Raw genomic sequence first — 23,352 nt, 5'->3', positions numbered from 1 at the left:
ATTTTTTCGAACGGGGGCCTCTCAGTCCCGCACGACTGCGCATAACATTCATCCGCGGCGCCGATAGCGGCGACTGGCCAGATCAAGTGAGCGACCTCCATTCCCCCTGCTACGGACCTTTGCCCGCGTCGCGGAACGCGGCAGCCTGTCGGCGGCGGCGCGTGACCTGGGCTTGGCCCAGTCCAGCGTGAGCCGACAGTTGAGAGAGCTGGAGCAGTTCTACGGCTGCGCGTTGCTGTTGCGAACCACACGCGCCACGCGCCTCACCGAGGCCGGTGAGCAGGTCTACCGACATGCGCGGGAGTGGCTGGGCGCCGACCAGGCCCTGCGAGAGCGCCTGAGCACGGGCGGCTCGGTGCCGCAGGGTACGTTGCGGATGACCGCCCCGTCGGCCTTCGGCGCTTTGGTGGTGACGCCGTTTTGCGCTGAATTCGGGCGACGCCATGCAGAGGTCCGCATCGACATCAAGCTCACGGACCGCGACCTGGACCTGGTGCGCGAGGACCTCGACCTGGCTTTGCGCATCGGCAGGCTCCCGGACTCCGGTCTGGTGGCGCAATCGCTGGGACAACTTGAAGAAGTGGCTGTGGCTCGCCGTACGCTCGTGGCGGCGAGGATGCCGGCGCATCCGGCAGAGTTGGCGCAGTTGCCCTGGGTGGGCTTTTCCGGCCTTCGCCAACGCCTGCCTTTCGTGTTCGTCCGTGGCGAAGACCGTGCCTTGATCGAGCCGCCATGCCGCCTGTGGACGGACGCCATCATCGCGCACCGCGAAGCCTTGCTCAGCGGCGCGGGCGCGGGCGTGATTCACCGCTATGCCGTGGCGGATGCGCTCGAGGACGGCCGGCTCGTGCAGTTGCTGCCGCAATGGCAGCTGCCGCTGTGGCCGCTATGGGCCGTGCAACCCGCGCGTGGCGGCCCCTCGCTGCTGCAGGTCTGGCTGAAGGAGCTGTCCGAACGGCTGGCGAAGCTGCCGGGCTGGCGGAAAGATTAACACTGCGAACGCCCGTGCCAGGCAGGTCGCCCACCGGCAGCCGCGTCTCGACCGGCGTGGCGGCCTCAGAACGTCGCCAGCACCTTCTTCAACAGCTCCGGCGTGATCTCCGGCATCACCCCGAACCACGCCTTGAACGCCGGCCGCGCCTGGTTCAGCAGCATGCCCAGGCCGTTCACCGTGGGATTGCCGCGTTCGCGCGCGGCCTGGAGCAGCGGGGTTTCCAGCGGGATGTAGATCACGTCGGAGACCAGCGCGGTCCTGGGCAGTTGGTCGAGCGAGATGTCGAGCGCAGGCTGGCCGTGCATGCCCTGGTTGGTGGTGTTGACCAGCAGGGCCGCGTCGGCCAGCGCCGCGTCGCGTTGTTCCCAGGGCACGGCGCGCACCGGGGCGCCGAATTCGGTGGCCAGCGCCTGCGCCTTGTCGAAGGTGCGATTGAGCAGGCGGATTTCCTTGGCGCCGCGGTCGGCCAGGCTCAGCACCACGGCACGCGCCGCACCGCCGGCGCCAAGCACGGTCACGGGGCCGGCATCGGCGCGCCAGTCGGGCTTGGCGTCGAGCAGGCTCTGGATGTAGCCCGCGCCGTCGTAGTTGAAGCCGCTGAGCGAGCCGTCGGGCTGCACCACGACGCAGTTCATCGCACCCATGCGGCGCGCGGTCTCGTCGACGCGGTCGACGAGCTTCATCGCTTCGACCTTGTGCGGCAGCGTGAGGTTGCAGCCGGCGAAACCCAGCGCCGGCAGGCCGCGCAACGCGTCGGCCAGCTTGTCGATGTGCACCTGCAGCGGTACGTAGACGCCCTTCAGTCCGTATTGCGCGAGCCAGTGGTTGTGGATCAGCGGGGAACGCGAGTGGGTCACGGGCCAGCCCATGACGCCGGCCAGGCCGAATGAAGGGTGTGAAGACATGTCTTGGAAAGCTTGTTAGGGAGGTGGCAACTTCGCGATGAAGGCCCGGCTCGCTTCCAGGCACTGGCGCGCCCATTCCTTGGGGCCGACCAGTGGCATGCGCACGGCATTGGGCACTTCCACGCTGACCGGGAGTGTACGTGGCAGCGCGGCGAACAGGCCCGTCAGGTCGATGCCGCCTTCACCCGGCAGCAGCCGCTCGATGCGTGCGGTGTGGATCAGCTCGGCTTCGGTGAAGTCGGTGCCGGGCGTGGCATCGCAGAGTTGCGCGTAATGCAGCAGCGACTTCGGGATGGCGGCGATGTCGGCCAGGCTGGTGTGGGAGCGGCCGAAATGGATGCCGTCCACCAGGATGCCGGCGTTGGCCGGCATGCCCGCGGCGCGCACCACAGCCAGCGCGGCGTTGGCGTCGGAGACCGGCGTCCACGGCATGAACTCGAGGTCGGCGTTCAGGCCGAAGGGCCGCATCACCTCGCACAGGCGGGCGTACGAAGCGGCCAGGCGCGCCGCGTCCTTGTCGTCGCCAGCCACCAGCACGGCCTTGGCGCCCAGCTGCACACCGGCGTCGAACAGCCGCAGGTAGTCGTCGGGATTGAAGTTGTCGCCGATGCGGATGATCTCCAGGTCATAGACCTGCACGCCGGTGTCCTTCATCCGAGCCAGCGTTTCGCGCAGGACTTCCGGTGCGTCCAGCAGTTCCTGGAAGATGGCGCCCGGGCCGTTCGACATCAGGCGCAGGCCGACCTGCTGGTAACCGACTTCCGCGGCCACTTCGATGGCCTCGGGTGCGGTGAAGGAGGCGGCCGTGAGATAGGCCATGGAGAAATCGGGCAGCATGGTGGAACCTTTGCGGATGAAGAATCAGGGGGTGCGCATCAGGGCGCGTAGATCGGCTGCCGGCCCACGGGCTGCGGCTTGCGGTTGAAGAAGGGCGAGGCGCGGCTGGCCGCGGCCATCTGCGCGGCGAAGTCGAGCAGCTGCGGCGCCAGCGCCAGCATGCGTTCATCGGTGAAGCGCGCACTCGGCCCGGCGATGCTGATGATGCCCATCGGCGGCTGGCCCGGCAGGCGCACCGGTGCGGCCATGGCGGAGAGGCCCGCGGTGTAGGTGTCGCGGGTCATGCTGAAGCCGCGCTCGCGCGCGGCATGCACCTGTTCCAGCAGCTGCTTGAGCGAGGTGGGCGCGTTCGGGCCGAATTCGCCGGGCAGGCCCAGGCCCTGCTGCGCGACCAGCGCCAGCGCCTCCTCGTCGCTCAAGGCCAGCATCCAGGCGTGGCCGGACGACGAACAGCTGATGCGTGCATCGCTGCCCATGTCCGGGTCATAACGCAGGCCCTGGCGGGCGCCCTGCGCGCGGGCCACCCAGGTGAGGCGGGTGCCGTCGACCACGCTGAGCCGCACCAGCTCGCCCGAGATCTCCGCCAGTCGGTCCAGCAGGGGCTGGGCCACGTCGACGATGCCGGTGTTGCCGAGGAAGCTCAGGCCCAGCGAGACCAGTTTGGTGGTCAGCATGTATTCGCCGTGGTCGCGGCTCTGGCGCACGTAGCCGCAGCGCACCAGGTCGGCCAGCAGGCGGTGCACGGCACTGCGTGGGATGTCGAGCTGGTCGGCGATGGCGGCCAGTTCCATGCCTTCGCCCCGGGAGGCCAGCAATTCGAGGATGCCGAGGGTTCGTTCCAGTATTCCGTTCATGGGGCTCCAGCGTGTGTCGTTTGGGTCAATCGGCAATGGGGCAAGAGCGTACAGGATCGGATGGCGCGCGGGACATGGCTGGAATTTACCACGATAGAAGAATTAAATTCAATAGTTGAATAGTATTCCAGTTTTGGATAGGATCGGGTCATTCGCCACCACCCGTGGTGGCTTTCACCCATTCGCCTTCAGGAGACCCCATGAATTTCGAGCTCAGCGACGAACAGAAAATGATGATCGACACGGTTCGCCGCTTCATCAAGCAGGAACTCAAGCCGCTGGAGGAAGAGGTCGAGGAAAAAGGTTTTCTGGAGAAAGCCAAGGCCGAAGTCATTCATGAAAAAGCCAAGGAACTCGGCCTCTATGCGATGAACATTCCGGCCGAGCTCGGCGGCGGCGGCCTGTCGGCCGTGGACCGCATCCTGTGCGAGGAGCAGTTCGGCCACACCACCGACATCCTGATCCGCCGGGCCTTCGGCAACGTTTACGAGCCCATCCTCGAATGCCGGGGCGAGCAGGTGGCGCGCTGGCTCACGCCCACGGTCGAAGGCAGGCGCACCTGCGCCATCGCCATCACCGAATCGGGCGCGGGCTCGGACGCGCAAGGCATCAAGACCCACGCGAAGAAAACCGATACGGGCTGGGTGCTCAACGGCAGCAAACATTTCATCAGCGACGGCGAATGGAGTGATTTCTTCCTGGTCTCTGCGAAGACCGGCGAGAAGGACATCTCGATGTTCATGGTGGACAAGGGCCTGCCCGGCTTCACCATCGGCAAGGACCAAAAGATGATGGGCCTGCGCGGCACGCCGCACCTGGAACTGTTCTTCGACAACGTGCCGCTCGAGCCGCTGGCCCTGCTCGGCGCCGAGGGCCAGGGCTTCAAGCTGGCCATGGGCGCGCTCAACGTGGTGCGACTGGCCCAGGTGGGCGCGCGCGCCGTGGGCAAGGCCAGCCACGTGCTGGAGCTGATGAACGAATACGCGAATGAACGCAAGCAGTTCGGCCAGAAGATCGGCGACTTCCAGATGGTGCAGCAGATGCTGGCCGACAGTGTGATCGAAATCAACGCCGCGCGCTGGATGGTGATTCACGCCGCATGGATGATCGACCAGGGCCTGGACGCGCGCACCCACATCGCGATGGTGAAGGTGCACGCCGCCGAGACGCTGGGCCGCGTGGTCGACCGGGCGGTGCAGGTCTTCGGCGGCATGGGCTTCTGCAAGGAGTTGCCGATCGAGCGTTATTACCGCGATGCGCGCATCTACCGCATCTTCGATGGCACGAGCGAAATCCACCGCACGGTGATCGCCAAGACGGTGATGAAGAAGGGCGCGGCCCTCTTCGAGCTGAACCGTTGAAGGGGCGCGCCATGGCATCCAAGTTCATGACGGCCGCCGAAGCGGTGGCACTGATCCAGGACAACGACACCGTGGGCCTGATGGGCGGCGGCGGCGGGCTGATGGAGGCCACGCACCTGTTCGAAGCCGTGCAGGCACGTTATCTCGCCACGCAGTCGCCGAAGCGGCTCACCGTGGTGCATGCGCTCGGCATCGGCGACAAGAAGAGCAAGGGCATGAACTGCTTCGCCCACGAGGGCCTGGTGAAGCGCGTCATCGGCGGGCACTGGGTCTGGTCGCCGGCCATGCAGCAACTCGCCGAGCGCGAGAAGATCGAGGCCTACATCCTGCCCGGCGGCGTATCGTCGCAGCTGCTGCGCGAGATCGGCGGCGCGCGGCCCGGCCTGTTCACCCATGTGGGCCTGGGCACCGTGTGCGACCCGCGCTTGGGCGGCGGCAAGATGAACAAGTCGGCGGTTGAGGACCTGGCCGAGGTCACGCAGGTCGATGGCGTGGAATACCTGCGCTACAAGCCCTTCCCGGTGAACGTGGCGCTGGTGCGCGCCAGCGCGGCCGACGAGGACGGCAACATCAGCTTCGAACACGAGGCCGCGAACCTGGACGCGCAGTCGCTGGCCCTGGCCGCGCGCACCAGTGGTGGCAAGGTGATCGTGCAGGTCAAGGAACGGCTGCCGCGCGGCGCGCTCAAGGCCCGCGAGGTGCGCATCCCGGCCGCCTGGGTGGACGCTGTGGTGGTCGACCCGGACCAGCAGACGAGTTATGCGATCCCCTTCGATCCGGCCTTCAGCGGAGAACTGACGGGCGCAGCACGCTATCAAAGTGAGAGCGCCGACCACGCCGCCGAAAATGCTGTGCCGGCCGATGCCTTCAGCGAACGCCAAGCCATCGCGCGCCGTGCCGCGGAAGAAATCTTCAACACCGGCAAGGCCCGGCCGGTGGTGAACTACGGCGTGGGTGTACCCGATGCCGTGGCCAAGCTGCTGGCCAAACGCGGCCAGATGGACCGCATCTACCAGACCATCGAACATGGCACCTACGGCGGCACCTTGATGGACGGCGTGTTGTTCGGCTACGCGCGCAACGCCAGCGCCATGCTGGACGCGGCCACGCAGTTCGACTTCTATGCCGGCGGCGGGCTCGACGTGGCCTTCCTCGGCTTCGGCGAATTCGATGCGCAGGGCAGCGTCAACGTGTCGCGCCTGGGCGGGCTGACCGTCGGCCCCGGCGGCTTCATCGACATCGCCCAGAACGCGCGCAAGGTGGTGTTCTGCGGCACGTTTTCCGCCAAGGGTGTGAAGCTGGCTACGGGCGACGGCGAGATGCGCGTGGTGCAGCAGGGCGCGGTACAGAAACTCGTGCCGCAGGTGGAGCAGATCACCTTCAGCGGACCGCAGGGGCTGGTGCGCGGGCAGCAGGTTTTCTACTTCACCGAACGGGCCAACTTCAGGCTGACGGCCGAAGGCGTTGAGCTGTTCGAGATCGCGCCGGGCATCGACCTGCAGCGCGACGTGCTCGACCAGATGGGGTTTGCGCCGAAGATTGCCGCCGAGGTGAAGGTGATGGCGGCGCGGTTTTTTGTGGCCGCTGAGGGGTAGTTTGGGCAGTGCTTCGACAGGCTCAGCACGAACGGCTGATAGACCCCGTTCGCCCTGAGCTTGTGGAAGGGCATTCCCCGTTCGTCCTGAGCCTGTCGAAGGCCCGCTTCAAGTCAAGCCGGTGCCACATCCGCCCGCAAGGACTGCAGCGCCATGGCGATCGGCTGGTCGTCCATCGGCCGCACCAGCCGCGTGACCTCGCGCCCGTCCTGCAGAAACACCAGGGTCGGCCAGAGCTTGATGCCAAACGACCGGCCCAGCGGCCTGCCTCGGCCGTCCGCAATCTTCAGGTGCTTCACTTCGGGCCGCGTCCGCATCGCGGTTTCGATGGCCGGTCGGGCTGCTGCGCAGATGCTGCAATAGGCATCGCCGAACTCCAGCACCATCAGGCCGCGGGTGGCGTCGATGTCGGCCCGTGACGGCTCGGCGCTGGTGTATTCATTGCTCATGGTGGCCTCTTCGTTTTCAACGTGACGTACGTCTCGCAGCATCCGTCCCCGTGTCATTAGACACCTCTTCGGCCGCTTCGCGCACGGGGTCGGAAATGGCCTCGCCGAGCGATTCCAGCGCCGAGTCGATGTGGCCCGGTTCGCGGCGTTCCGCCGGCTTGGCCACACCCGCGTCAGGATCCGTGTCGCCCTTGGCGGCGGCTTCGCGCGCGGCCCAGTCCGCGTCCAAAGGCGCATCGGCACCGGCCGGCGCGCCGGCCGCATCGTCCTCGAACAGCCCGTGCTGCAGGTTGGTCGGCACGCCTCCCACGTCGGCACCGCTAGGCGGCTGGTTCGATCCGTCCGTGCGCTCCATCGGGCGGGTGGGCTTGGTGTTGGTGTTCATGGCTCGGTCCTTTCACGACATGAGCCATGTTGCGACGCGACCGACCCGGCCGCAGCGAGCCCGCGGCGCGAACTGCCGTCAGGGCGCTCCTACAGCGTCCGCGGGCGCCGCCACCTGCTGCAGCGCCAGGCGCCGGAACTCCTTGGGCGTCTGCCCGCTGTGCTTGCGGAAGAAACGGCTGAAATAGGCCTCGTCCTCGAAACCCAGCGCCGCCGCGAGTTGCTGGATGGTGATCGTCGAATACACCAGGTCGCGCTGCGCCTCGTGCATCACCCGCGCGTTGATCACGTCCAGGCTCGACATGCCGAGCACCTCGCGACACAGCCGCGTGAGCTGGCCCGGGGTCACGCCGAGTTCGTCGGCATACGACTCGACGCTGCAGCGCGTGCGAAAGCGCGCATCGAGCAGCGCGCGGAAGCGCTCGATCTGCGCGGCCTTGCGCGAATGAATGGGCGCGGTCGTCGGCTGGTGGCTCACATGGATGCGCGACACCTGCACCAGCAGCGCCGTCAGGAGCGACATGCCCACCGCCACCTGGCCGCGCGCATGGATGCGCGACTCCTGCTCCACAGCCAGGAACAGTGGCATCAGCGCCTCGGTGTAGCGCGTGGCGCCGTCCAGCGCGATCACGGCCGGTGTGCGGATGGTAGCCACGAGTTCGGGCATGACCACGGCGGCCAGCGATTCGAGCGGCTTCTGCGTGGCGGTGATCACCGGGCCGTTGGTATCGCGCTCGAAGCGAAAACTGTGCACGGTGCCGGCCGGCACCAGAAGCAGGCAAGGAGCGGAGACGGTCTGGCGCATGTTGTCGAGTTGCACGTCCACTCCGCCTTCGGTGAGGTAGAGCAACTGGATGAACGCATCGTGCACATGCGGCTGGATTTCCCAGTTGTAAGGCGCCGAGCGCTGCGGAATCCACTCGAAGTTGAACGAGTTGGACCACGCCGGTTCGGCCTGGTCGCCGTACAGCGCGTAGTTGGGGATGCTTCTGGCCATTTGCAGGAATTGTCCAAGTCTTGGCGTGAATCGTCAATTCGGAAACCTCGCAGGAAAACCAGAATCCAGCCACAACAACAGGAGACAAGATGAGTGAACATTGGCTGGGCCTGGCCCGCAAGGTGTGTGTGGTGACCGGCGCCGCAAGCGGCATCGGCGCGGCCGTGGCGCGCGGCCTGGCCGATGCCGGTGCGGCGGTCGCGCTGCTCGACCGCGACGCGGCGGGCTGCGAAGCCCTGGCGGCCGAACTGCGGGCCGCCGACCACACCGCCATCGCCGTGGCCTGCGACACCTCGCGCGAGGACAGCGTTGCCGCCGCCGCCGAAAAAGTCCAAGTCGAACTCGGCGACTGCCATGCGCTGGTGAACAACGCAGGCTTCCTGCGCGCGGGAACACTCGACGACGTGAGCCTGGCCGACTGGAACGCCGTGCTGGCCGTCAACCTCACCGGCTACCTGCTGTGCGCGCGCGCCTTCGCCAAGCCGATGCGCGCCGCCGGCCAGGGCAGCATCGTCAACGTCGCCTCCATCTCGGCCCGCTTCCCACAGGCGCGCAGCGGCGCCTACAGCGCGAGCAAGTCCGGTGTGCTGCTCTTGTCGCGGCAGATCGCCGTGGAATGGGGGCCGGAAGGCGTGCGCAGCAATGCCATCTGCCCGGGGATGATCCGCACGGCACTGTCGGCCAAGTTCTACGAAGAGCCAGGCTTCGAGGCCAAACGCGCGGCCGTCACCGCCAGCCGGCGCGTGGGCGAGCCCCAGGACATCGCCGACGTGGCGCTGTTCCTGGCGAGCCCGCGCTCGGCCTACGTGAATGGCGCCGAGGTGATGGTGGACGGTGGCATGAGTTCGATGCTCATGGACATGGTGCCAAGGCCCGGTTTTAACAATTCATAAGGAGACGAACATCATGTCCCAGAACATCGAATGCGACCTCGTGGTCGTCGGCTCCGGCGCCGCCGGCCTGGCCACCGCCATCACCGCGAAGAAACGCGGCCTCGACGTGGTGGTGCTGGAAAAAGAACCCGTGTTCGGCGGCACCACGGCGCTGTCTGGCGGCGTGTTGTGGATTCCGCTCGGGCCGCACGGCCGCAAGCAGAACAAGGCCGACACGCTGGAGGCCGTGCGCACCTACATGCGCAAGGAAACCGGCGCCTTCTACGATGAGGCCGCCGTCGAAGCTTTCCTGGAAAACGGCCCCAAGATGGTCGAGTTCTTCGAGCGCGAGACCGAGATGCAGTTCGTGCCGACGCTCTACCCCGACTACCACCCCGACGTCGCCGGCGGCGTGGACATCGGCCGCTCGATCCTGGCCGCGCCCTACGACATCCGCGGCCTGGGCAAGGACATGGCGCGGCTGAAGCCGCCGCTGAAGACCATCACCTTCATCGGCATGATGTTCAATTCGTCCAATGCCGACCTGAAGCATTTCTTCCAGGCGACGAAGTCGCTGACCTCCTTCGTCTACGTGGCCAGGCGCCTGGTGACGCACATGAAGGAATTGCTGCTGTACCGCCGCGGCATCAACGTGACCAGCGGCAATGCGCTGGCGGCGCGGCTCGCGGCTTCGGCGCTGGAGCTCGGCATCCCCATCCACACCGGCAGCCCGGTGCGCGAGGTCGTGATGGAGGACGGGCGCGCCACCGGCGTGCGGGTCAAGTCCGCAACCGGCGAGTTCACCGTGACCGCGCACCAGGGCGTGGTGCTGGCCTGCGGCGGCTTTCCACAGGACGTGAAACGCATCGCCCAGGCCTATCCGCATGTGCAGCGCGGCGGCGAACACCTGTCGCCCACGCCCTTGGGCAACACCGGCGACGGCGTGAACATGGCCGAGGCGCTGGGCGCGACGGTGGACATCCGTTTCAAGGACTCGGCCGCCTGGATGCCGGTGTCCAAGGTGCCCTACGCGAATGGCGAATTCGGCGTGTTCCCCCATCTGCTCGACCGCTACAAGCCCGGCGTGATCGGTGTGCTGCGCAACGGCAAGCGTTTTACCAACGAGTCGAATTCGTACCACGACGTCGGCGCCGCCCTCACGCGCGCCTGCGAAGGCCAGACGGAGACTGCGATGTGGCTGGTCTGCGACAAGCCCACGCTCGCCAAATACGGCCTGGGTTTCGTCAAGCCGGCGCCGATGCCGCTGGGCAAACACCTGCGCAACGGCTACCTGATCAAGGGTGACACACTGGCCGAACTGGCGCACAACGCCGGCATCGAAGCGACAACGCTGGAGGCCACCGTGGCGGCCTACAACGTCGGCGCCGCCCAGGGCGAAGACCCGTCCTTCCACCGTGGCAGCACCAGTTTCAACCGCTACCTCGCCGACCCGGCGCACCAGCCCAACCCCTGCGTGGCGCCGGTGGCCCAAGGCCCGTTCTATGCGGTAAAGCTGGTGATGGGCGACCTCGGCACCTTCGACGGCATCCAGACCAGCGTGGTGGGCGAAGTGCTCAAGCGCGACGGCACGCCGATCGATGGCCTCTACGCCGTGGGCAACGACCGCGCCAGCATCATGGGCGGCAACTACCCCGGCGCCGGCATCACACACGGGCCGAACATGACCTTCGGTTATGTGACCGGCAACCACATCGCGGACAAGGCCGAGGCCACGCAGCTGATCGCCAACGTGGTCATGGCCACGAAGAAGGACAAGGTGTACGCATGAGCGCGATCGACTACATGGCCAAGCCGCTGATCGACCACCGCATCTACACCATCGCGCTGCGCAAGATGCCCGAGTTCATCGAGGTGTTCGACCGGCTGGCGATGCCGATCCTGCGAGAGACGCTAGGCCACCCGATCGGTTTCTACACCAGCCTGGTCGGGCCGCAGAACCAGTTCGTGCACCTGTGGGGCTACGACGACCTGGCCGACTACGAACGTCGCTGCCGGGCGCGCGACTCGCATCCCGACTTCCCGGCCTACCTCAAGGCCTCGGGCCATTTGATCACCGCGCAGGAGACGCGGCTGATCAAGGCCAGCCCGTTGCAAAGCATGGCGGGCCGACCGCCGCGATGAAAATCAAGCCCCTGTCAGGGCTGGGTGCGCTCTTCGACGGCGCCGGCCTCGGCCGCATCGTCGCTCGCGTGATGGATCAGGTGCGGCTTGCGTCCGGGCTGGGGCGTCTCGGCCGCGTCGGGGGCGATCTCCTCGCCACGGTGCTTCTTTTCCTGCTGGACTTTTTTGTCGTGTGCGACATTGCGGGGATCGGTCATGGTGCTCCTTGGGTTGAAAAGCCCAGTCTGCGGAGCGCGCCGAAGCCTGCGCGTGGGACAACAGGCCGAATCTCCAGATATTTAGCCGCGTGATCCGGTGCCCAACACCTTCGCCACCGGGTTGTGCCGGAGCCGGTAAGCGTCTGGCAGCCCGGTGCCCAGCAGCGGGCGCAGGTACAGACGAAAAGCCTCGGTCACGTCGTTGCCGCTGGCCGTGATGAATTCGTCTTCCATCACCCGCGTCTTGCCCGCCACCGCTTCGAGCGGTTGCAGCAGGTAGTCGACAGCGTAGTCGCCGACCCGCCGGATCGCGACCGAGCCACTTTGGGCGCCAGCCACGGCGTATTGCACGGCCTTCTCACCGACCTCGCGGGCCTCGCGCTGGTCCACGTCGGAGACGCAGCCCAGGAACGAGCGCTGCAGGTAGCCGAAGGTGTCGCCGCGCACGCGTTTGATCTTCAGCTTGTCCTTGATCTCGTCGCACAGCAGATCGGCCAGCGCGCCGGTGCCCGAGAGCTGGACGTTGCCGTGGGCGTCGCGCTCCACCTCCTTGGCCAACAAGGTGGCGATGGGTGCGCCGCTGGCATCGTGGATGCCCTCGGAGACCGCCACCACACAGCGCCCCAGGCGGTCGTACACGGCTTTGACGTCGGCCAGGAAATGCTCGAGCACGAAGGTACGCTCGGGCAGGTAAACCAGGTGCGGGCCGTCGTCGGCGAACTTGCGGCCCAGCGCGGCGGCGGCCGTGAGAAAACCCGCGTGGCGGCCCATGACCACGCCGACGTAGATGCCGGGCAGCGAGGCGTTGTCGAGGTTGGCCCCGGCAAAGGCCTGGGCCACGAAGCGCGCCGCGGAAGGAAAGCCGGGCGTGTGGTCGTTGCCCACCAGGTCGTTGTCGATGGTCTTGGGGATGTGCATGCAGCGCAGCGGATAGGCGGCCAGCGCAGCCTGTTCGCTGACGATGCGCACGGTGTCGGAGGAATCGTTGCCGCCGATGTAGAAGAAGTGGTCGATCTCGTGCGCGCGCAGCACCTTGAAGATCTCCTGGCAGTAGGCCAGGTCGGGCTTGTCGCGCGTGGATCCGAGGGCCGACGACGGCGTGGCCGCCACGCCTTCGAGGTGGTGCCGCGTTTCCTGCGACAGGTCCACCAGGTCTTCGTCCACGATGCCGCGCACGCCGTGACGCGCGCCGTAGACGCGCTCGATGTGGCCGAAGCGCCGCGCCTCCAGCACCACGCCGGCCAGGGACTGGTTGATGACGGCGGTGGGGCCGCCGCCCTGCGCCACGAGGATTCTTCCGGATGCCATGGTGTTTCTCCTGCTGGTGCAAGCGCTGGTCGAAGTCGACCCGCGCATCCTAAACCAGCCGCCAGGACCACCACCGAAAGCAGGCCGGATACAGTCACCCTTTGCGCTGGGGCGTCTCCCGCCGAAGCCCCGCATCGCGCCAAATCAGAGATCGAAAGGAACGCCATGCACATCCAGAAAATCGCAGCCTTCTCGGAAGGCCAGACCGGCGGAAATCCGGCCGGCGTCGTCATTGCCGAGATTTTGCCCAGCGACACCGACATGCAGCGCATCGCCGCCGAGGTGGGCTTCTCGGAAACCGCGTTCGCCGCACCTGCAAACGATGGCTGGCGGGTGCGCTACTTCTCGCCCGAATCGGAAGTTCCGTTCTGCGGCCACGCCACCATTGCGCTGGGTGCCGCGCTGGCCCTGCAGCATGGGGACGGCATCTTCGCGCTCACGCTCAACCACGCCCGCATCACGGTGGAGGGCCGCCGAACGGGCGACACACTAGCCGCGGCACTGCAGTCGCCACCGACCCGCAGCGAGCCTGCGCCCGAGGCCCTCGTCGCCGAGGCACTGGCACTGTTCGGCTACGTGCAGGCCGACCTGGACCCGCGCATGCCGCCGGCACTCGCGCACGCCGGTGCAGACCACCTGCTGCTGACACTCAAGTCGCGCGCCGCATTGGCCGCCATGCGCTACGAGCTAGCCGCTGGCCGACGCTTCATGCAGACCCACGCGCTGGTGACCGTCGTGCTGGCCCATGCAGAATCCGCCACGCTGTTCCACACCCGCAACCCGTTCGCATCGGGCGGCGTCTACGAAGACCCGGCCACGGGCGCCGGCACCGCGGCATTGGCTGGTTACCTGCGCGACATCGGCTGGCCGCACGCCGGCGGCATCGATGTCGTGCAGGGTGAGGACATGGGCGTGCGTTCGCGCCTGCGGGCGGACATACCGCCCGAAATCGGCGCCTCTGTCCGCGTCTCAGGCAGCGCGCGGATCATGTAGCCAGTCCTCGTCGACCAGGCCCCGGCGCGCCGCAATTAGCGCGTCAATACAGCCGGATCGCCGCGTCGAAGCGCCAGGTACGGCGGATCTCGACCACGTCGTATTCGCGGGCCAGCGCGGGCTGGAAAGGCGGGTAGTTGGCCTGGCTCTGCACCACGTTGCGGATGGCCTCGTCGAGAGCAGGCACGCCGCTCGATCGCACGAAGTTCACCGATTCCACCGAGCCGTCGCTGCGCACGGCGACCATCACCACCGGATCGGCGTGCGGTTGGCGCACGAGCTCACGCACGGCGTCGAAGGTCATGTTGAGTTCGATCTTGCGGCTCCAGGCTTCGGCGTACAACACCAGCTCGGCGTTGGTGTCGCCGCGGCCGAAGATGCGGCCGCGGCGCGCCGTGCTCCACGAATAGGGCAGGTTGGACGCGTCGCGCGCGGCCTCGGCCGCCTTGCGCCGGTCGGCTTCCTCGTTCAACTGGCGACCGATCGCGCGCAGCCGCTCCTCGCGTTGCGCCTCCGCCGCACGCTTGGCCTCGGCCTTCGCGGCGGCGGGGCTGGCGGCGTTCGCGGCTTGTTGACCGGCGGCGTCTTGCTGCGCCGCTGACTGCTGCGCGGCCTCCTGCCGGGCCGCGGCCTGGCGGGTGGCCTCCGCACGCTCGGCTTCCTGCCGAGTGGCTTCGCTGCGGGCGGCATCCTGGCGTGCCGCCTCTTCTTGCACCGCGGACTGCCGGGCGGCTTCCGCGCGTTCGGCCTGGCGGCGCGTGGCCTCGGCATTCGCAGCCGCCTGACGGGCAAGCTCCTGGCGTACGGCCTCTTGCCGCGCGGCTTCCTGGTCTGCTTCGGCCTGCTTGGCCGCGGTCTGTCTTGCGGCCTCCTGGCGCTCGGCTTCTGCACGGACGGCCTCCTGGCGCGTCGCCTCCTGTCTCGCCGCCTCCCGCTGTGCAGCCTCCTGCCGAAGCGCAGCTTGTCGTGCGGCCTCCTGTTTGGCTGCGGCGAGTTTCTCGGCCTCCAGTCGTTCGGACTCGCGCTTCGCCGCCTCCTGACGCGCGGCGTCCTGCTGTGCGGCTTCCTGGCGTTCGGCTTGCGCGCGCAATGCTTCCTGCCGCGCGGCCTCTTCCCGTGCCACAGCCTCCCGCGCCGCGGCCTCTCTGGCCAGCGCCTGAGTCGCAGCCAACTGACGCTCGGCCTGCTGCCGCAAGGCCTCGGCCTGTGCCGCATCGCGGATGGCCGCGGCGCGTTGCGTGGCCTGCTGGCGCTCGACCTCGAGGCGCGCGACTTCGGCCTTGGCCGCTTCCGCCCTGGCCGCCTCCTGCCGCTCGCTCTCCTGTCGCTTCTCTTGCTCGGCCTGCCGCTGCGCCACCTCGGCCACGGCCGCGAGGCGTTGGGCCTCGGCCTCCTGCCGATCGGCTTCGATGCGCGCCATTTCCGCGGCTTGCTGGCGGGCGCTGGCCTGGCGCACGGCCTCCTCGCGTTCGACCTGCAGCCGCGCGGCTTCGTCGCGCGCCGCCTCCAGCCGGGCCGCCTCGGCCACCGCGCGCTCTGCCGCCTTCGCCGCCGCGTCCGCCTGCGCCGATTCCAACCTGGCCGCGGCCGATCGTTCGGCCGCCTGCCGTGCGGCCTCCTGCCGTTCGCCGTCCTGGCGTTTCGTCTCCAGTCGCTGGTTTTCCTTCAGCGTGTCCTCGGCGGAAAGCGCAGGCTCGGCCGGCGCCACGCTCACGGTGGCGGCATCGGGCAGCGGCGCTTTCTGGACGGGCTCGGGCGGCGCCATGGGCGGGGCCGGCTCAGGCGCCGTGGGCGCAGTGGGAGCGGGCGCGTCGGCGCGCACGACCGGCTTGGCCGATGTCGGCGTGGTGCGCGAGGGCACCTGCGCCGCAGCTGCGCCACCGCCCTCGTTCGGCGCCGGGGCCTTGGCCGGCCCGGGGTCGAGCACGATGCGCAGATCGGGCACTTCCGCGCGCCGCTCCTGCCATGGAAAACCGAAGCCGGGCAGCCCGAACCCGTCGCCGCCGAAGGTCAGGCTCAGCAACAGCGCGTGGCACAGCAGCGAAAGCAGCAGCCCCAGCGGCAGGCGCTTGCGCTCGGGACGCCAGTGCGGACTGGGCCAGAGGCCGTCGATGGGGATTTGCTCGGCGAGAGTGGACACGTAGGAATGGACGGCATCGCGCCCGGTCCGCGCCGGTCGCCAGGGTTTCGGTTCAGAACCGAATGTAGCCGCTGACGACGCCGCAACGGCATCGCCATGTCCGCCGGGCGGCGCAGCGCCTACTTCAGCGGCGAAACCGCCGTCGGCAGCGCGATCGTCGACACCATGTTGGTGGTGAGATGCGCCGGCCCGCCCTTGGGTGGCCAGATGCCTTGGGCCACGGCGTCGGCGCGGGCCTTGCTGCGCGCGTCGAGCGTGGGATAAGCCCAGATGTTGGTGAAGCGCAGCGGGCCGTCGAGCGCGACCATGGCCACCACGCAGGGCGAGATCTTTTCGCGCGCGGGCACGGCGCCTTCCCACAGGTCGATGGTGGCCTGCACGCCGCCGGGCCTGATGCCGTAGGTGCGGATTTCGTAGACCGGGCCGGTGATGCCCGACTCGGCCGACGGCCGCACCGGCTTCATCCAGCCGAAGCCCTGGTAGCTGTGCTGTTCCAGGCTCTGGAAGATGGCGCCGCAACCGAACGGGTCGGCGCTTTGCTGCGTGCGCTCGCGTTCAGCCTGCAGCGCGGCCAGGTCGTCGAAGCCGCGCAGCACGATCATCTGGTTGAGCTGGCCGATGTCGGTGAACCAGCAACCGAGCAACTCGCCCTTGGCGTCGGGCCCGCTCGCGTAGGCCTGGACGTTGGTGGCGGCCTGGCCGGCGGTGCCGAAGGGCAGGGTCATGGTGGCGAGTTCGTAGTACATCGAGAGTCCTTGGTGAATGATGGTTGAATTCGAAGCAATCGGTCAGGCGACCTTGTCTTCGCCAGGGACACCGTGGAACTGGCTCTGCCAGGCCACTGGTGTCGCCCCCTGCAAGGGGGTGGGCGCGACACGAAGTGCACAACCTGGGGGTGTGCCAAATGCCGCGTGGTGTGCGGCGATGAAACCGAAGGTCATGGCCGGGCCCAGCGTGATGCCGCCGGCGGGGTAGTTGCCACCCATCACGCTGTTCAAGTCGTTGCCGCCGGCGTACAGCCCGGCAATCGGTTGGCCTTGTGCATCGAGCACCCGCGCGTTGGCATCGGTCTTCAGGCCGGCGAAGGTGCCGAGGCTGCCGGGCACCACGCGCACGGCGTAGAACGGGCCTTTTTCGAGCGGCGCCATGCAGGCGTTGGGCCAGCCGGCGGCGGCGTCGCCCTGGATGCGGTTGTAGGGCGTCTCGCCCTTGGCGAAGTCGGCATCGCGGCCCTCGCGGGCCATGGTGTTGTAGCGCGCAACGGTGGCCTGCAGGCCGGCCGCGTCGATGCCGCAGTTTTCGGCCAGGGCAGCCAGCGTGTCGCCGCGACGCAGGTAACCGTTTCTCAGCATCGCGCCCATGGGCATCGGCGCGGGTTTGACAGCGCCCAGGCCGTAGTGGCGGATGAAGGCGTGGTCGCAGACCAGCCAGGCCTGCACCGGCTGGCCGGCCGGCGTGGCTTCGAGGAGGCCGTGCATGAAGTCGTAATAGGAGTCGGCTTCGTTGACGAAGCGCTGGCCGGCCGGGGTGACGGCGATCAGCCCCGGCTTGGCGCGTTCGATGAGGTGCGGGAAATGCGCAACGCTGCCGTCCTTGCGCGGCACCAGCGACACCGGCGCCAAGGCCGCGGCCTCCTTCAGGTCGCGCGCCACGGCGCCACCGGCGGCCTCCCCCAGCCGCAGGCCGTCGCCGGTGTTGCCGCGCGATGCGGCCGACCAGTGTTCGGTGCCGGTGGGCGCATGGGGGAGCAAGGCCTTGGCGCGTGCCGCATCGAAGGGAAAGCCGCCGCAGGCCAGCACCACGCCACAACGGGCCTGGATTCCCACGTCGCCTCCCGCCGAGCCGACGACCGCGCCGACGGCGCGGCCCTGCGACATCAGCAGGCGACGCGCGGGGCTGTTCACGTGGATCTCGACACCGGCCTCGAACGCCGAGGCGGCCAGGGCGGCGGCCAACGCATTGCCGTTGACCAGCCGCATGCCGCGCCGGTGCAGCAGCAGGTCGCGCCAGTGGCGCAAGACGAGCTTGGTGACGTGCCAGAAGGACGCCGGCTTGCGCATTGCATTCAGGAAATGCCGCAGCTCCGCACCCGAGGCGATGCCCATGCCCCAGAGCGTGGTCTCATACAGCGGCGGTTTGAGGGCATGGATTTTGTCGCCGAGCCGGTGGCCATCGAACGGCGCGGCGCAGACCGAACGGCCGCCCAGCCCGGCATCCGGCGTGCGGCCGTGGAAGTCGGGGATGCCGTTGCCGTCGATGAACCGCAGCGCGGTGTTGGCCTGGAAGAATTCGACCATGCGCGGGCCATTCTCCAGAAAGGCCTGCGCCCGAGCTTCGTCGAAATGGGCGCCGAGTTCGCGCCGCAGATAGGCCAGGGGCGCGGACGGGTCTTCCACAATGCCCGCCGCCACGGCCAGCGGATTGCGCGGAATCCACATCCAGCCACCTGACCATGCCGTGGTGCCGCCATATTGCGCCTCCTTCTCCACCACCAGCACCTTCAAGCCCAGATGCGCCGCCGTGACGGCCGCCGACAGCCCACCGGCGCCGGAGCCAATGACCAGTAGATCGCAGTGCGTGGCAATGGGTGCAGATGAGGAAGGCGCGGGCATGGCCAAATTCTATGCCTTTTCAAAATACTATTCCATACTTGAATAATATTCCAGTTTTAACTAAGATGCGGGCACCGAGACCATCCATCCCCTGCCGACATGAACGCTGAAGCCTTGCAAGAATCCCCCCGTGCCCTGCACCACCCACTGAGCGGCGCGACCCGTGTGCACTTCATCGTCGGAGACCCCATCGCCCAGGTGAAATCGCCAAGCGATGTGAGCGAGGCCTACCACGCGCGCGGCCACAACGCCTATGTGATGCCGGCCCACGTGAAACCGGCCGACCTGGCGGCCTGGCTGGCCGGCGTGTCGCTGGCGCGCAATGTGGACGGCGTGATCGTCACCGTGCCGCACAAGTTCGCCTGTTTCGACCTGTGTGCCACCACCTCCGACCGCGCCGCTTTCCTGCACACGGTGAACACCATGCGCCGCAATGCCGACGGCAGCTGGCACGGCGACATGTTCGACGGCCAGGGTTTCGTGGCCGCGATGCGGGACAACGGCTGCGAACCCGCAGGCAAGAAGGTGCTGCTGGTCGGCGCGGGCGGCGCCGGCTCGGCCATCGCCCATGCGCTGGTGATGGCCGGCGTGCGCGAACTGGCCATCTACGACGAGGACGCCGCGCGCCGCACCACCCTGGTCGATCGCCTGGCTGGCCTGGGCCGCTGCCCGGTGGCGCACGGCAGCGCCGATCCGACCGGTTTCGACGTGGTGCTCAACGCCACGCCCGTGGGCATGAAGGAGACCGATCCGTATCCGCTGGATGCAGGCCGCATCACCGGCGACATGTTCGTCGGCTGCGTGATCACGGCGCCGGCCGTCACCGCGTTGATCGCCGCTGCGCGCGCCAAGGGCTGCAAGACCATGACGGGCGCCCACATGTTCGGCCGCGTGCGCGACCTCATGGTTGATTTCCTGCTGGAAGACTGAGATGAAGATGCAATTGCTTTCCTCCCTGGCCGCGCTGCCCGAGGCCGCGGATTTCGACGTGGTGGTGATCGGCGCCGGCGGCGCCGGCATGTCGGCCGCGCTGTTCGCCGCCATCGACGGCAAGAAGGTGCTGCTCGTCGAACGCAGCGAATACGTGGGCGGCACGACGGCCGTTTCCGCCGGCACGACCTGGGTGCCGGGCACGCGCCACGCCGCCAAGGTGAACCCGAACGACAGCTTGCAGGAGGCCGCGCGTTACCTCGACAACGCCGTGGGCAGCCACAGCCCGCAAGCACTGCGACAGGCCTTCCTGCAGAACGGGAAGACGGCGGTCGACATCGTCGAGGACCACTCCGACCTGCACTACCGGCCCTACCCGAAACACCCCGACTACATCTCCGACCTGGGTGGCTCCACCCTCAACGGGCGTGCACTCGAGCCGCTGCCCTTCGACGGCCGCGAACTCGGCGAACTGTTCAAGCTGATCCGCCCGCCGATTCCCGAATTCACCGTGCTCGGCGGCATGATGGTGGACCGCACCGACATCAACCACCTGCTCGCGCTCGGCAAGTCGATGGCCTCGTTCAAACACGCGGTGAAGATCATCGCGCGCCACGGCATGGACCGGCTCAGCCATCCGCGCGGCACCCGCCTGGTGATGGGCAATGCATTGGTCGGCCGGCTGCTGCTGTCGCTGTCCAAGCGCAGCAATGTCTCGCTGCTGCTGAACACCTCGCTCGGCCAGTTGGTGCGCGGCGCGGAAGGTGCAAAAGGCGTGGAATCGGTGCTGCTGATCCAGGAAGGCCAGCGCCGCACGGTGAACGTGCGCGGCGGCGTGATCCTTGCCAGTGGTGGCTTCAACCGCCATGCACAACTGCGCAGCGAGATGATCCCCGGCGTGCCGGCCGAATGGTCGCCCACGGCACCGGTCAACTTCGGCGAGGCGCATGGGCTGGCGAAGCAGCTCGGCGCGCACTACGGCAAGGATGGCGCGAGCCACGCCTTCTGGGCGCCGGTGTCCTTGCGCAAGCGCGCGGACGGCAGCAGCGCCGCGTTCCCGCATTTCGTGATGGACCGCGCCAAGCCCGGCATGATCACGGTGAACCAGAAGGGCGAGCGCTTCGTCAACGAAAGCACCTCGTACCACCTGTTCGGCCTGGCCATGCAGCAGGCGCACAAGACCGTGCCCTCGATCCCCGCCTACATGATCGCCGACGCCCAGGCACTGGCCCAGTACGGCATGGGCATGGTGCGGCCCGGCGGCAAGGGCCTGGCGCCTTTCCTGGCCGACGGCTACCTGGTGCAGGCCGACACGCTGGACGAACTCGCGCAGAAACTCGGCATCGACGCCGAGGGCCTGAAGGCCAGCGTGGCCAAGAACAATGCCTACGCCGACAGCGGCGTGGACCCGGATTTCCAGCGCGGCGTGACGGCCTACCAGCAGAACATCGGCGACGCGACGCGCGGCGGCAAGAACCCGAACCTCGGCCGCCTGGCGCAAGGGCCGTACTACGCGATACGCCTCTACCCGGGCGACATCGGCGCGGCCACCGGCCTTGCCACCGATGCCGACGCGCGTGTGCTCGGCCAGGACGAACAACCCATCCCCGGCCTCTACGCCGTGGGCAACGACATGCAGTCGGTGATGGGCGGCGTGTACACCGCACCGGGCATCACCATCGGGCCGGGGCTGGTTTTCGGCTATCTCGCGGCGAAACACGCGGGCGCACGCGCGGCCACCAACCTCCGTTCGCCCTGAGCCTGTCGAAGGGCACCGATCATCCTGAGCCCGTCGAAGGGCCTGAGCCTGTCGAAGGGCCTGAGTCGGCACCACGGCTTCGACAGGCTCAGCCCGAACGGTCGTTGATACAGACCGAACGGCCAGTTAATTCAGCTCGACGCGAGTTGCGGTTTTGTCGTGTCCGCCGACAGCCTGGCTAGGGGAAAACACCTCCTCGAGGATGCATGAAATGTCCTGTTTCTGGCCTGAATCGTCGAAGGAAAAAAACGAGCCAGGAACCAGAATTCAGCAGCTTCAGAAGACCCGCCAACAGGGCCGAACTCATCCATTTCCGAGGAGACAACACATGCCCGATCACCCGTGCACCAGCGGCCTGGCCGCGATCGTCACCGGCGCCGCCGACGGCATCGGCTGGGCCACGGCGCAACACCTGGCGTCCGACGGCTACCGCGTGGGCCTGCTCGATCTGCGCGCCGAGGCCGCCACGGCGCGCGCCGCCGAACTCGGCCCGCAACACCTCGGCATCGCCTGCGACGTGACGCAAGCGGCGAGTGTCGAAGCCGCCGTGGCAGAAGTTGCGGCGAAGCTCGGCCGCATCGCGGTGCTGGTCAACAACGCCGGCATCGGCGACCAGACCGGTGCCACGGTGGACCAGAACGTGGACGCCTTCGACCGTGTGTTGTCCGTGCATCTGCGCGGCGCCTTCCTCATGAGCCAGGCCGTGGCCAGGCGCATGCTGCAGGCCGCGCCGATCGACGGCCTGGGCCGTGGTGCCATCGTCAACCTCGGCTCCATCGCCAGCACCGGCGGCCTGCCGACGCGCAACGCCTACAGCGCCGGCAAGGCCGGCATCCTCGGCATGACACGTGCCATGGCCAGCGAGTGGGCGCGCGACGGCATCCGCGTGAACGCCGTGGCGCCGGGTTATGTGCGCACGGCGCTGCTGATCGAACTCGAAGAAAAAGGCGCCATCGACGCCGCCGGCATCGCGCACCGCACGCCCATGGGCCGCATGGCGCAGCCCGCCGAGATCGCCGATGCCATCGCCTTCCTCGCCTCGCCCCGTGCGAGCTACATCACCGGCGCGACGCTGCCCGTGGACGGCGGCTGGTCGGCCTTCGGCGCCACCGAATCACAGCTCGCGGCGCTCGGCGCCTGAGTTCCAAGAATTTCAACTCCGGAGACAACGATGCTTGCCATCAACCTGTTCAACGGCCTGGTGTACGGCGCATTGCTGATCGTGATGTGCTCGGGCCTGGCGCTGATCTACGGCCTGCGCCGCGTGGTCAATTTCGCGCACGGCTCGCTCTACATGCTCGGCGCCTACCTCGGCTATTCGATCGCCAGCCACAGCAACTTCTGGGTCGCGCTGGTGGCCGCGCCGGCGCTGATGGCGGTGTTCGGCATCCTGCTCGACCGCTATGGCTTTCGCCTGCTGCAGGACCGCGATCCGCTCTCCGTGGTGCTGGTCACCTTCGGCCTGCTGCTGATCATCGAAGACTTCGTGCAGACGGTGTGGGGCAAGAGCAACCTCTCCGTGGCCGCGCCCGAACTGCTGAACACCTCGGTGGAGATCTTCGGCACCCAGCTCCCGGCCTACCGCATCGGCGTGATCGCGGTGGGCGCCATGGTGGCGCTGGGCCTGAGCCTGTGGCTGCGCTTCTCGAAGATCGGCCTGTTCGTGCGCGCCGCCAGCACCGACCCGACCACCACCGCCATGCAGGGCGTGAACACCGATGTGCTGAGCGCCGGCGTGGTCGGCCTGGGCTGCGCGCTGGCGGGCCTGGCCGGCGTGGTGGCCGCACCCTTCCTGTCGCTGTCGCCGTCGATGAGCGCGGACGTGATCATCGACTCGTTCGTGGTGGTGGTGATCGGCGGCCTGGGCTCGCTGATCGGTGCCTTCATCGCCGCCATGGCGCTGGGCATGGTGCAGGCGCTCGGCGCGGTCTACATCCCCGATTTCGCCGCCGTGCTGCCCTTCGTGATCATGGTCTTCATCCTGATCTGGAAACCCTCTGGCCTGGCCGGAAGCCGGACCTGA

The 23,352-nt window shown here is 67.9% G+C and carries 22 protein-coding genes; 11 read left to right on the top strand and 11 right to left on the bottom strand.

Annotation, left to right across the window (positions count from 1 at the left end; genetic code table 11):
• Nucleotides 1–73 precede the first annotated feature (73 nt).
• Nucleotides 74–991: a LysR family transcriptional regulator gene (locus RD110_RS01590; RefSeq protein WP_338053090.1), complete on the top strand. Its 918-nt coding sequence runs from the start codon at nucleotides 74–76 to the stop codon at nucleotides 989–991.
• A gap of 65 nt (nucleotides 992–1,056) precedes the next feature.
• Here the strand turns inward: RD110_RS01590 and RD110_RS01585 are convergent, their stop codons facing one another.
• The 3 genes from RD110_RS01585 to RD110_RS01575 are packed head-to-tail and all read right to left on the bottom strand — an operon-like array spanning nucleotide 1,057 to nucleotide 3,590.
• Nucleotides 1,057–1,899 (bottom strand): shikimate dehydrogenase, encoded by an 843-nt coding sequence (locus RD110_RS01585; protein ID WP_076196045.1) that lies wholly within the window; start codon nucleotides 1,897–1,899, stop codon nucleotides 1,057–1,059.
• 15 nt (nucleotides 1,900–1,914) lie between these two features.
• Nucleotides 1,915–2,736 carry a sugar phosphate isomerase/epimerase family protein gene (locus tag RD110_RS01580; RefSeq protein ID WP_076196043.1) on the bottom strand — a complete coding sequence of 274 codons (822 nt, stop codon included), beginning with the start codon at nucleotides 2,734–2,736 and terminating at the stop codon, nucleotides 1,915–1,917.
• Nucleotides 2,737–2,774: 38 nt separating this feature from the next.
• Nucleotides 2,775–3,590 carry an IclR family transcriptional regulator gene (locus RD110_RS01575; RefSeq protein ID WP_076196041.1) on the bottom strand — a complete coding sequence of 272 codons (816 nt, stop codon included), beginning with the start codon at nucleotides 3,588–3,590 and terminating at the stop codon, nucleotides 2,775–2,777.
• A gap of 200 nt (nucleotides 3,591–3,790) precedes the next feature.
• Here RD110_RS01575 and RD110_RS01570 point away from each other — a divergent pair, with 200 nt between their 5' ends.
• Complete coding sequence (locus RD110_RS01570; protein ID WP_076196040.1) at nucleotides 3,791–4,951, top strand: acyl-CoA dehydrogenase family protein; 1,161 nt, start codon at nucleotides 3,791–3,793, stop codon at nucleotides 4,949–4,951.
• An 11-nt stretch (nucleotides 4,952–4,962) separates the two neighbouring features.
• Complete coding sequence (locus RD110_RS01565; protein ID WP_076196038.1) at nucleotides 4,963–6,546, top strand: acyl CoA:acetate/3-ketoacid CoA transferase; 1,584 nt, start codon at nucleotides 4,963–4,965, stop codon at nucleotides 6,544–6,546.
• A gap of 113 nt (nucleotides 6,547–6,659) precedes the next feature.
• Here the strand turns inward: RD110_RS01565 and RD110_RS01560 are convergent, their stop codons facing one another.
• The 3 genes from RD110_RS01560 to RD110_RS01550 form a co-directional block, all read right to left on the bottom strand.
• Nucleotides 6,660–6,995 (bottom strand): thioredoxin family protein, encoded by a 336-nt coding sequence (locus RD110_RS01560; RefSeq protein WP_076196036.1) that lies wholly within the window; start codon nucleotides 6,993–6,995, stop codon nucleotides 6,660–6,662.
• A gap of 16 nt (nucleotides 6,996–7,011) precedes the next feature.
• Nucleotides 7,012–7,380 carry a hypothetical protein gene (locus tag RD110_RS01555; RefSeq protein WP_076196034.1) on the bottom strand — a complete coding sequence of 123 codons (369 nt, stop codon included), beginning with the start codon at nucleotides 7,378–7,380 and terminating at the stop codon, nucleotides 7,012–7,014.
• 78 nt (nucleotides 7,381–7,458) lie between these two features.
• Nucleotides 7,459–8,376, bottom strand: a complete 918-nt coding sequence (locus RD110_RS01550; RefSeq protein ID WP_076196032.1) for a helix-turn-helix domain-containing protein — start codon at nucleotides 8,374–8,376, stop codon at nucleotides 7,459–7,461.
• Nucleotides 8,377–8,465: 89 nt separating this feature from the next.
• Between RD110_RS01550 and RD110_RS01545 the strand changes: the two genes are divergently transcribed.
• Genes RD110_RS01545 through RD110_RS01535 form a run of 3 tightly spaced genes read left to right on the top strand, consistent with a single transcriptional unit; the run spans nucleotide 8,466 to nucleotide 11,390 of the window.
• Nucleotides 8,466–9,269 carry an SDR family NAD(P)-dependent oxidoreductase gene (locus RD110_RS01545; protein ID WP_076196030.1) on the top strand — a complete coding sequence of 268 codons (804 nt, stop codon included), beginning with the start codon at nucleotides 8,466–8,468 and terminating at the stop codon, nucleotides 9,267–9,269.
• Nucleotides 9,270–9,282: 13 nt separating this feature from the next.
• Nucleotides 9,283–11,037: an FAD-dependent oxidoreductase gene (locus tag RD110_RS01540; protein WP_076196028.1), complete on the top strand. Its 1,755-nt coding sequence runs from the start codon at nucleotides 9,283–9,285 to the stop codon at nucleotides 11,035–11,037.
• The gene (locus tag RD110_RS01535; protein ID WP_076196026.1) at nucleotides 11,034–11,390 is read left to right on the top strand and encodes an NIPSNAP family protein; all 357 of its coding nucleotides are present in this window, start codon (nucleotides 11,034–11,036) and stop codon (nucleotides 11,388–11,390) included. Before RD110_RS01540 ends, RD110_RS01535 begins: the two co-directional genes overlap by 4 nt.
• A 14-nt stretch (nucleotides 11,391–11,404) precedes the next feature.
• On the opposite strand, the gene RD110_RS01530 is transcribed toward RD110_RS01535, so the two are convergent.
• Both RD110_RS01530 and RD110_RS01525 read right to left on the bottom strand, forming a co-directional pair.
• A complete protein-coding gene (locus RD110_RS01530; protein ID WP_076196024.1) occupies nucleotides 11,405–11,587 on the bottom strand; it encodes a hypothetical protein in 183 nt (60 codons plus the stop codon).
• An 81-nt stretch (nucleotides 11,588–11,668) separates the two neighbouring features.
• Nucleotides 11,669–12,895: a 6-phosphofructokinase gene (locus tag RD110_RS01525; RefSeq protein ID WP_076196022.1), complete on the bottom strand. Its 1,227-nt coding sequence runs from the start codon at nucleotides 12,893–12,895 to the stop codon at nucleotides 11,669–11,671.
• 165 nt (nucleotides 12,896–13,060) lie between these two features.
• Between RD110_RS01525 and RD110_RS01520 the strand changes: the two genes are divergently transcribed.
• The gene (locus RD110_RS01520; protein ID WP_076196020.1) at nucleotides 13,061–13,888 is read left to right on the top strand and encodes a PhzF family phenazine biosynthesis protein; all 828 of its coding nucleotides are present in this window, start codon (nucleotides 13,061–13,063) and stop codon (nucleotides 13,886–13,888) included.
• A gap of 43 nt (nucleotides 13,889–13,931) precedes the next feature.
• On the opposite strand, the gene RD110_RS01515 is transcribed toward RD110_RS01520, so the two are convergent.
• From RD110_RS01515 to RD110_RS01505, 3 genes are all read right to left on the bottom strand, one after another.
• Nucleotides 13,932–16,028 carry a TonB C-terminal domain-containing protein gene (locus RD110_RS01515; RefSeq protein ID WP_076196018.1) on the bottom strand — a complete coding sequence of 699 codons (2,097 nt, stop codon included), beginning with the start codon at nucleotides 16,026–16,028 and terminating at the stop codon, nucleotides 13,932–13,934.
• A 119-nt stretch (nucleotides 16,029–16,147) separates the two neighbouring features.
• The gene (locus tag RD110_RS01510) at nucleotides 16,148–16,774 is read right to left on the bottom strand and encodes an NIPSNAP family protein (protein WP_076196016.1); all 627 of its coding nucleotides are present in this window, start codon (nucleotides 16,772–16,774) and stop codon (nucleotides 16,148–16,150) included.
• A 42-nt stretch (nucleotides 16,775–16,816) separates the two neighbouring features.
• Entirely contained in the window at nucleotides 16,817–18,640 is a 1,824-nt protein-coding gene (locus RD110_RS01505) for an FAD-dependent oxidoreductase (protein WP_083686056.1), read from the bottom strand.
• A 99-nt stretch (nucleotides 18,641–18,739) separates the two neighbouring features.
• Between RD110_RS01505 and RD110_RS01500 the strand changes: the two genes are divergently transcribed.
• The 4 genes from RD110_RS01500 to RD110_RS01485 all read left to right on the top strand — a co-directional run bounded on the left by RD110_RS01500 (nucleotide 18,740) and on the right by RD110_RS01485 (nucleotide 23,352).
• Nucleotides 18,740–19,570 carry a shikimate dehydrogenase family protein gene (locus RD110_RS01500; protein ID WP_076196014.1) on the top strand — a complete coding sequence of 277 codons (831 nt, stop codon included), beginning with the start codon at nucleotides 18,740–18,742 and terminating at the stop codon, nucleotides 19,568–19,570.
• 7 nt (nucleotides 19,571–19,577) lie between these two features.
• On the top strand, nucleotides 19,578–21,329 hold the full coding sequence (locus RD110_RS01495; RefSeq protein WP_076204225.1) for an FAD-dependent oxidoreductase: 1,752 nt from the start codon (nucleotides 19,578–19,580) through the stop codon (nucleotides 21,327–21,329).
• Between the two features lie 328 nt (nucleotides 21,330–21,657).
• A complete protein-coding gene (locus RD110_RS01490) occupies nucleotides 21,658–22,470 on the top strand; it encodes an SDR family NAD(P)-dependent oxidoreductase (RefSeq protein ID WP_076196012.1) in 813 nt (270 codons plus the stop codon).
• A gap of 30 nt (nucleotides 22,471–22,500) precedes the next feature.
• Entirely contained in the window at nucleotides 22,501–23,352 is an 852-nt protein-coding gene (locus RD110_RS01485; protein ID WP_076196010.1) for a branched-chain amino acid ABC transporter permease, read from the top strand.

It is taken from the genome of Rhodoferax koreense (assembly GCF_001955695.1).
Lineage (GTDB): Bacteria > Pseudomonadota > Gammaproteobacteria > Burkholderiales > Burkholderiaceae_C > Rhodoferax_B > Rhodoferax_B koreensis.
Note: the sequence above shows the minus strand (reverse complement) of the source record. Positions and strands in the feature narration are given on the sequence as shown.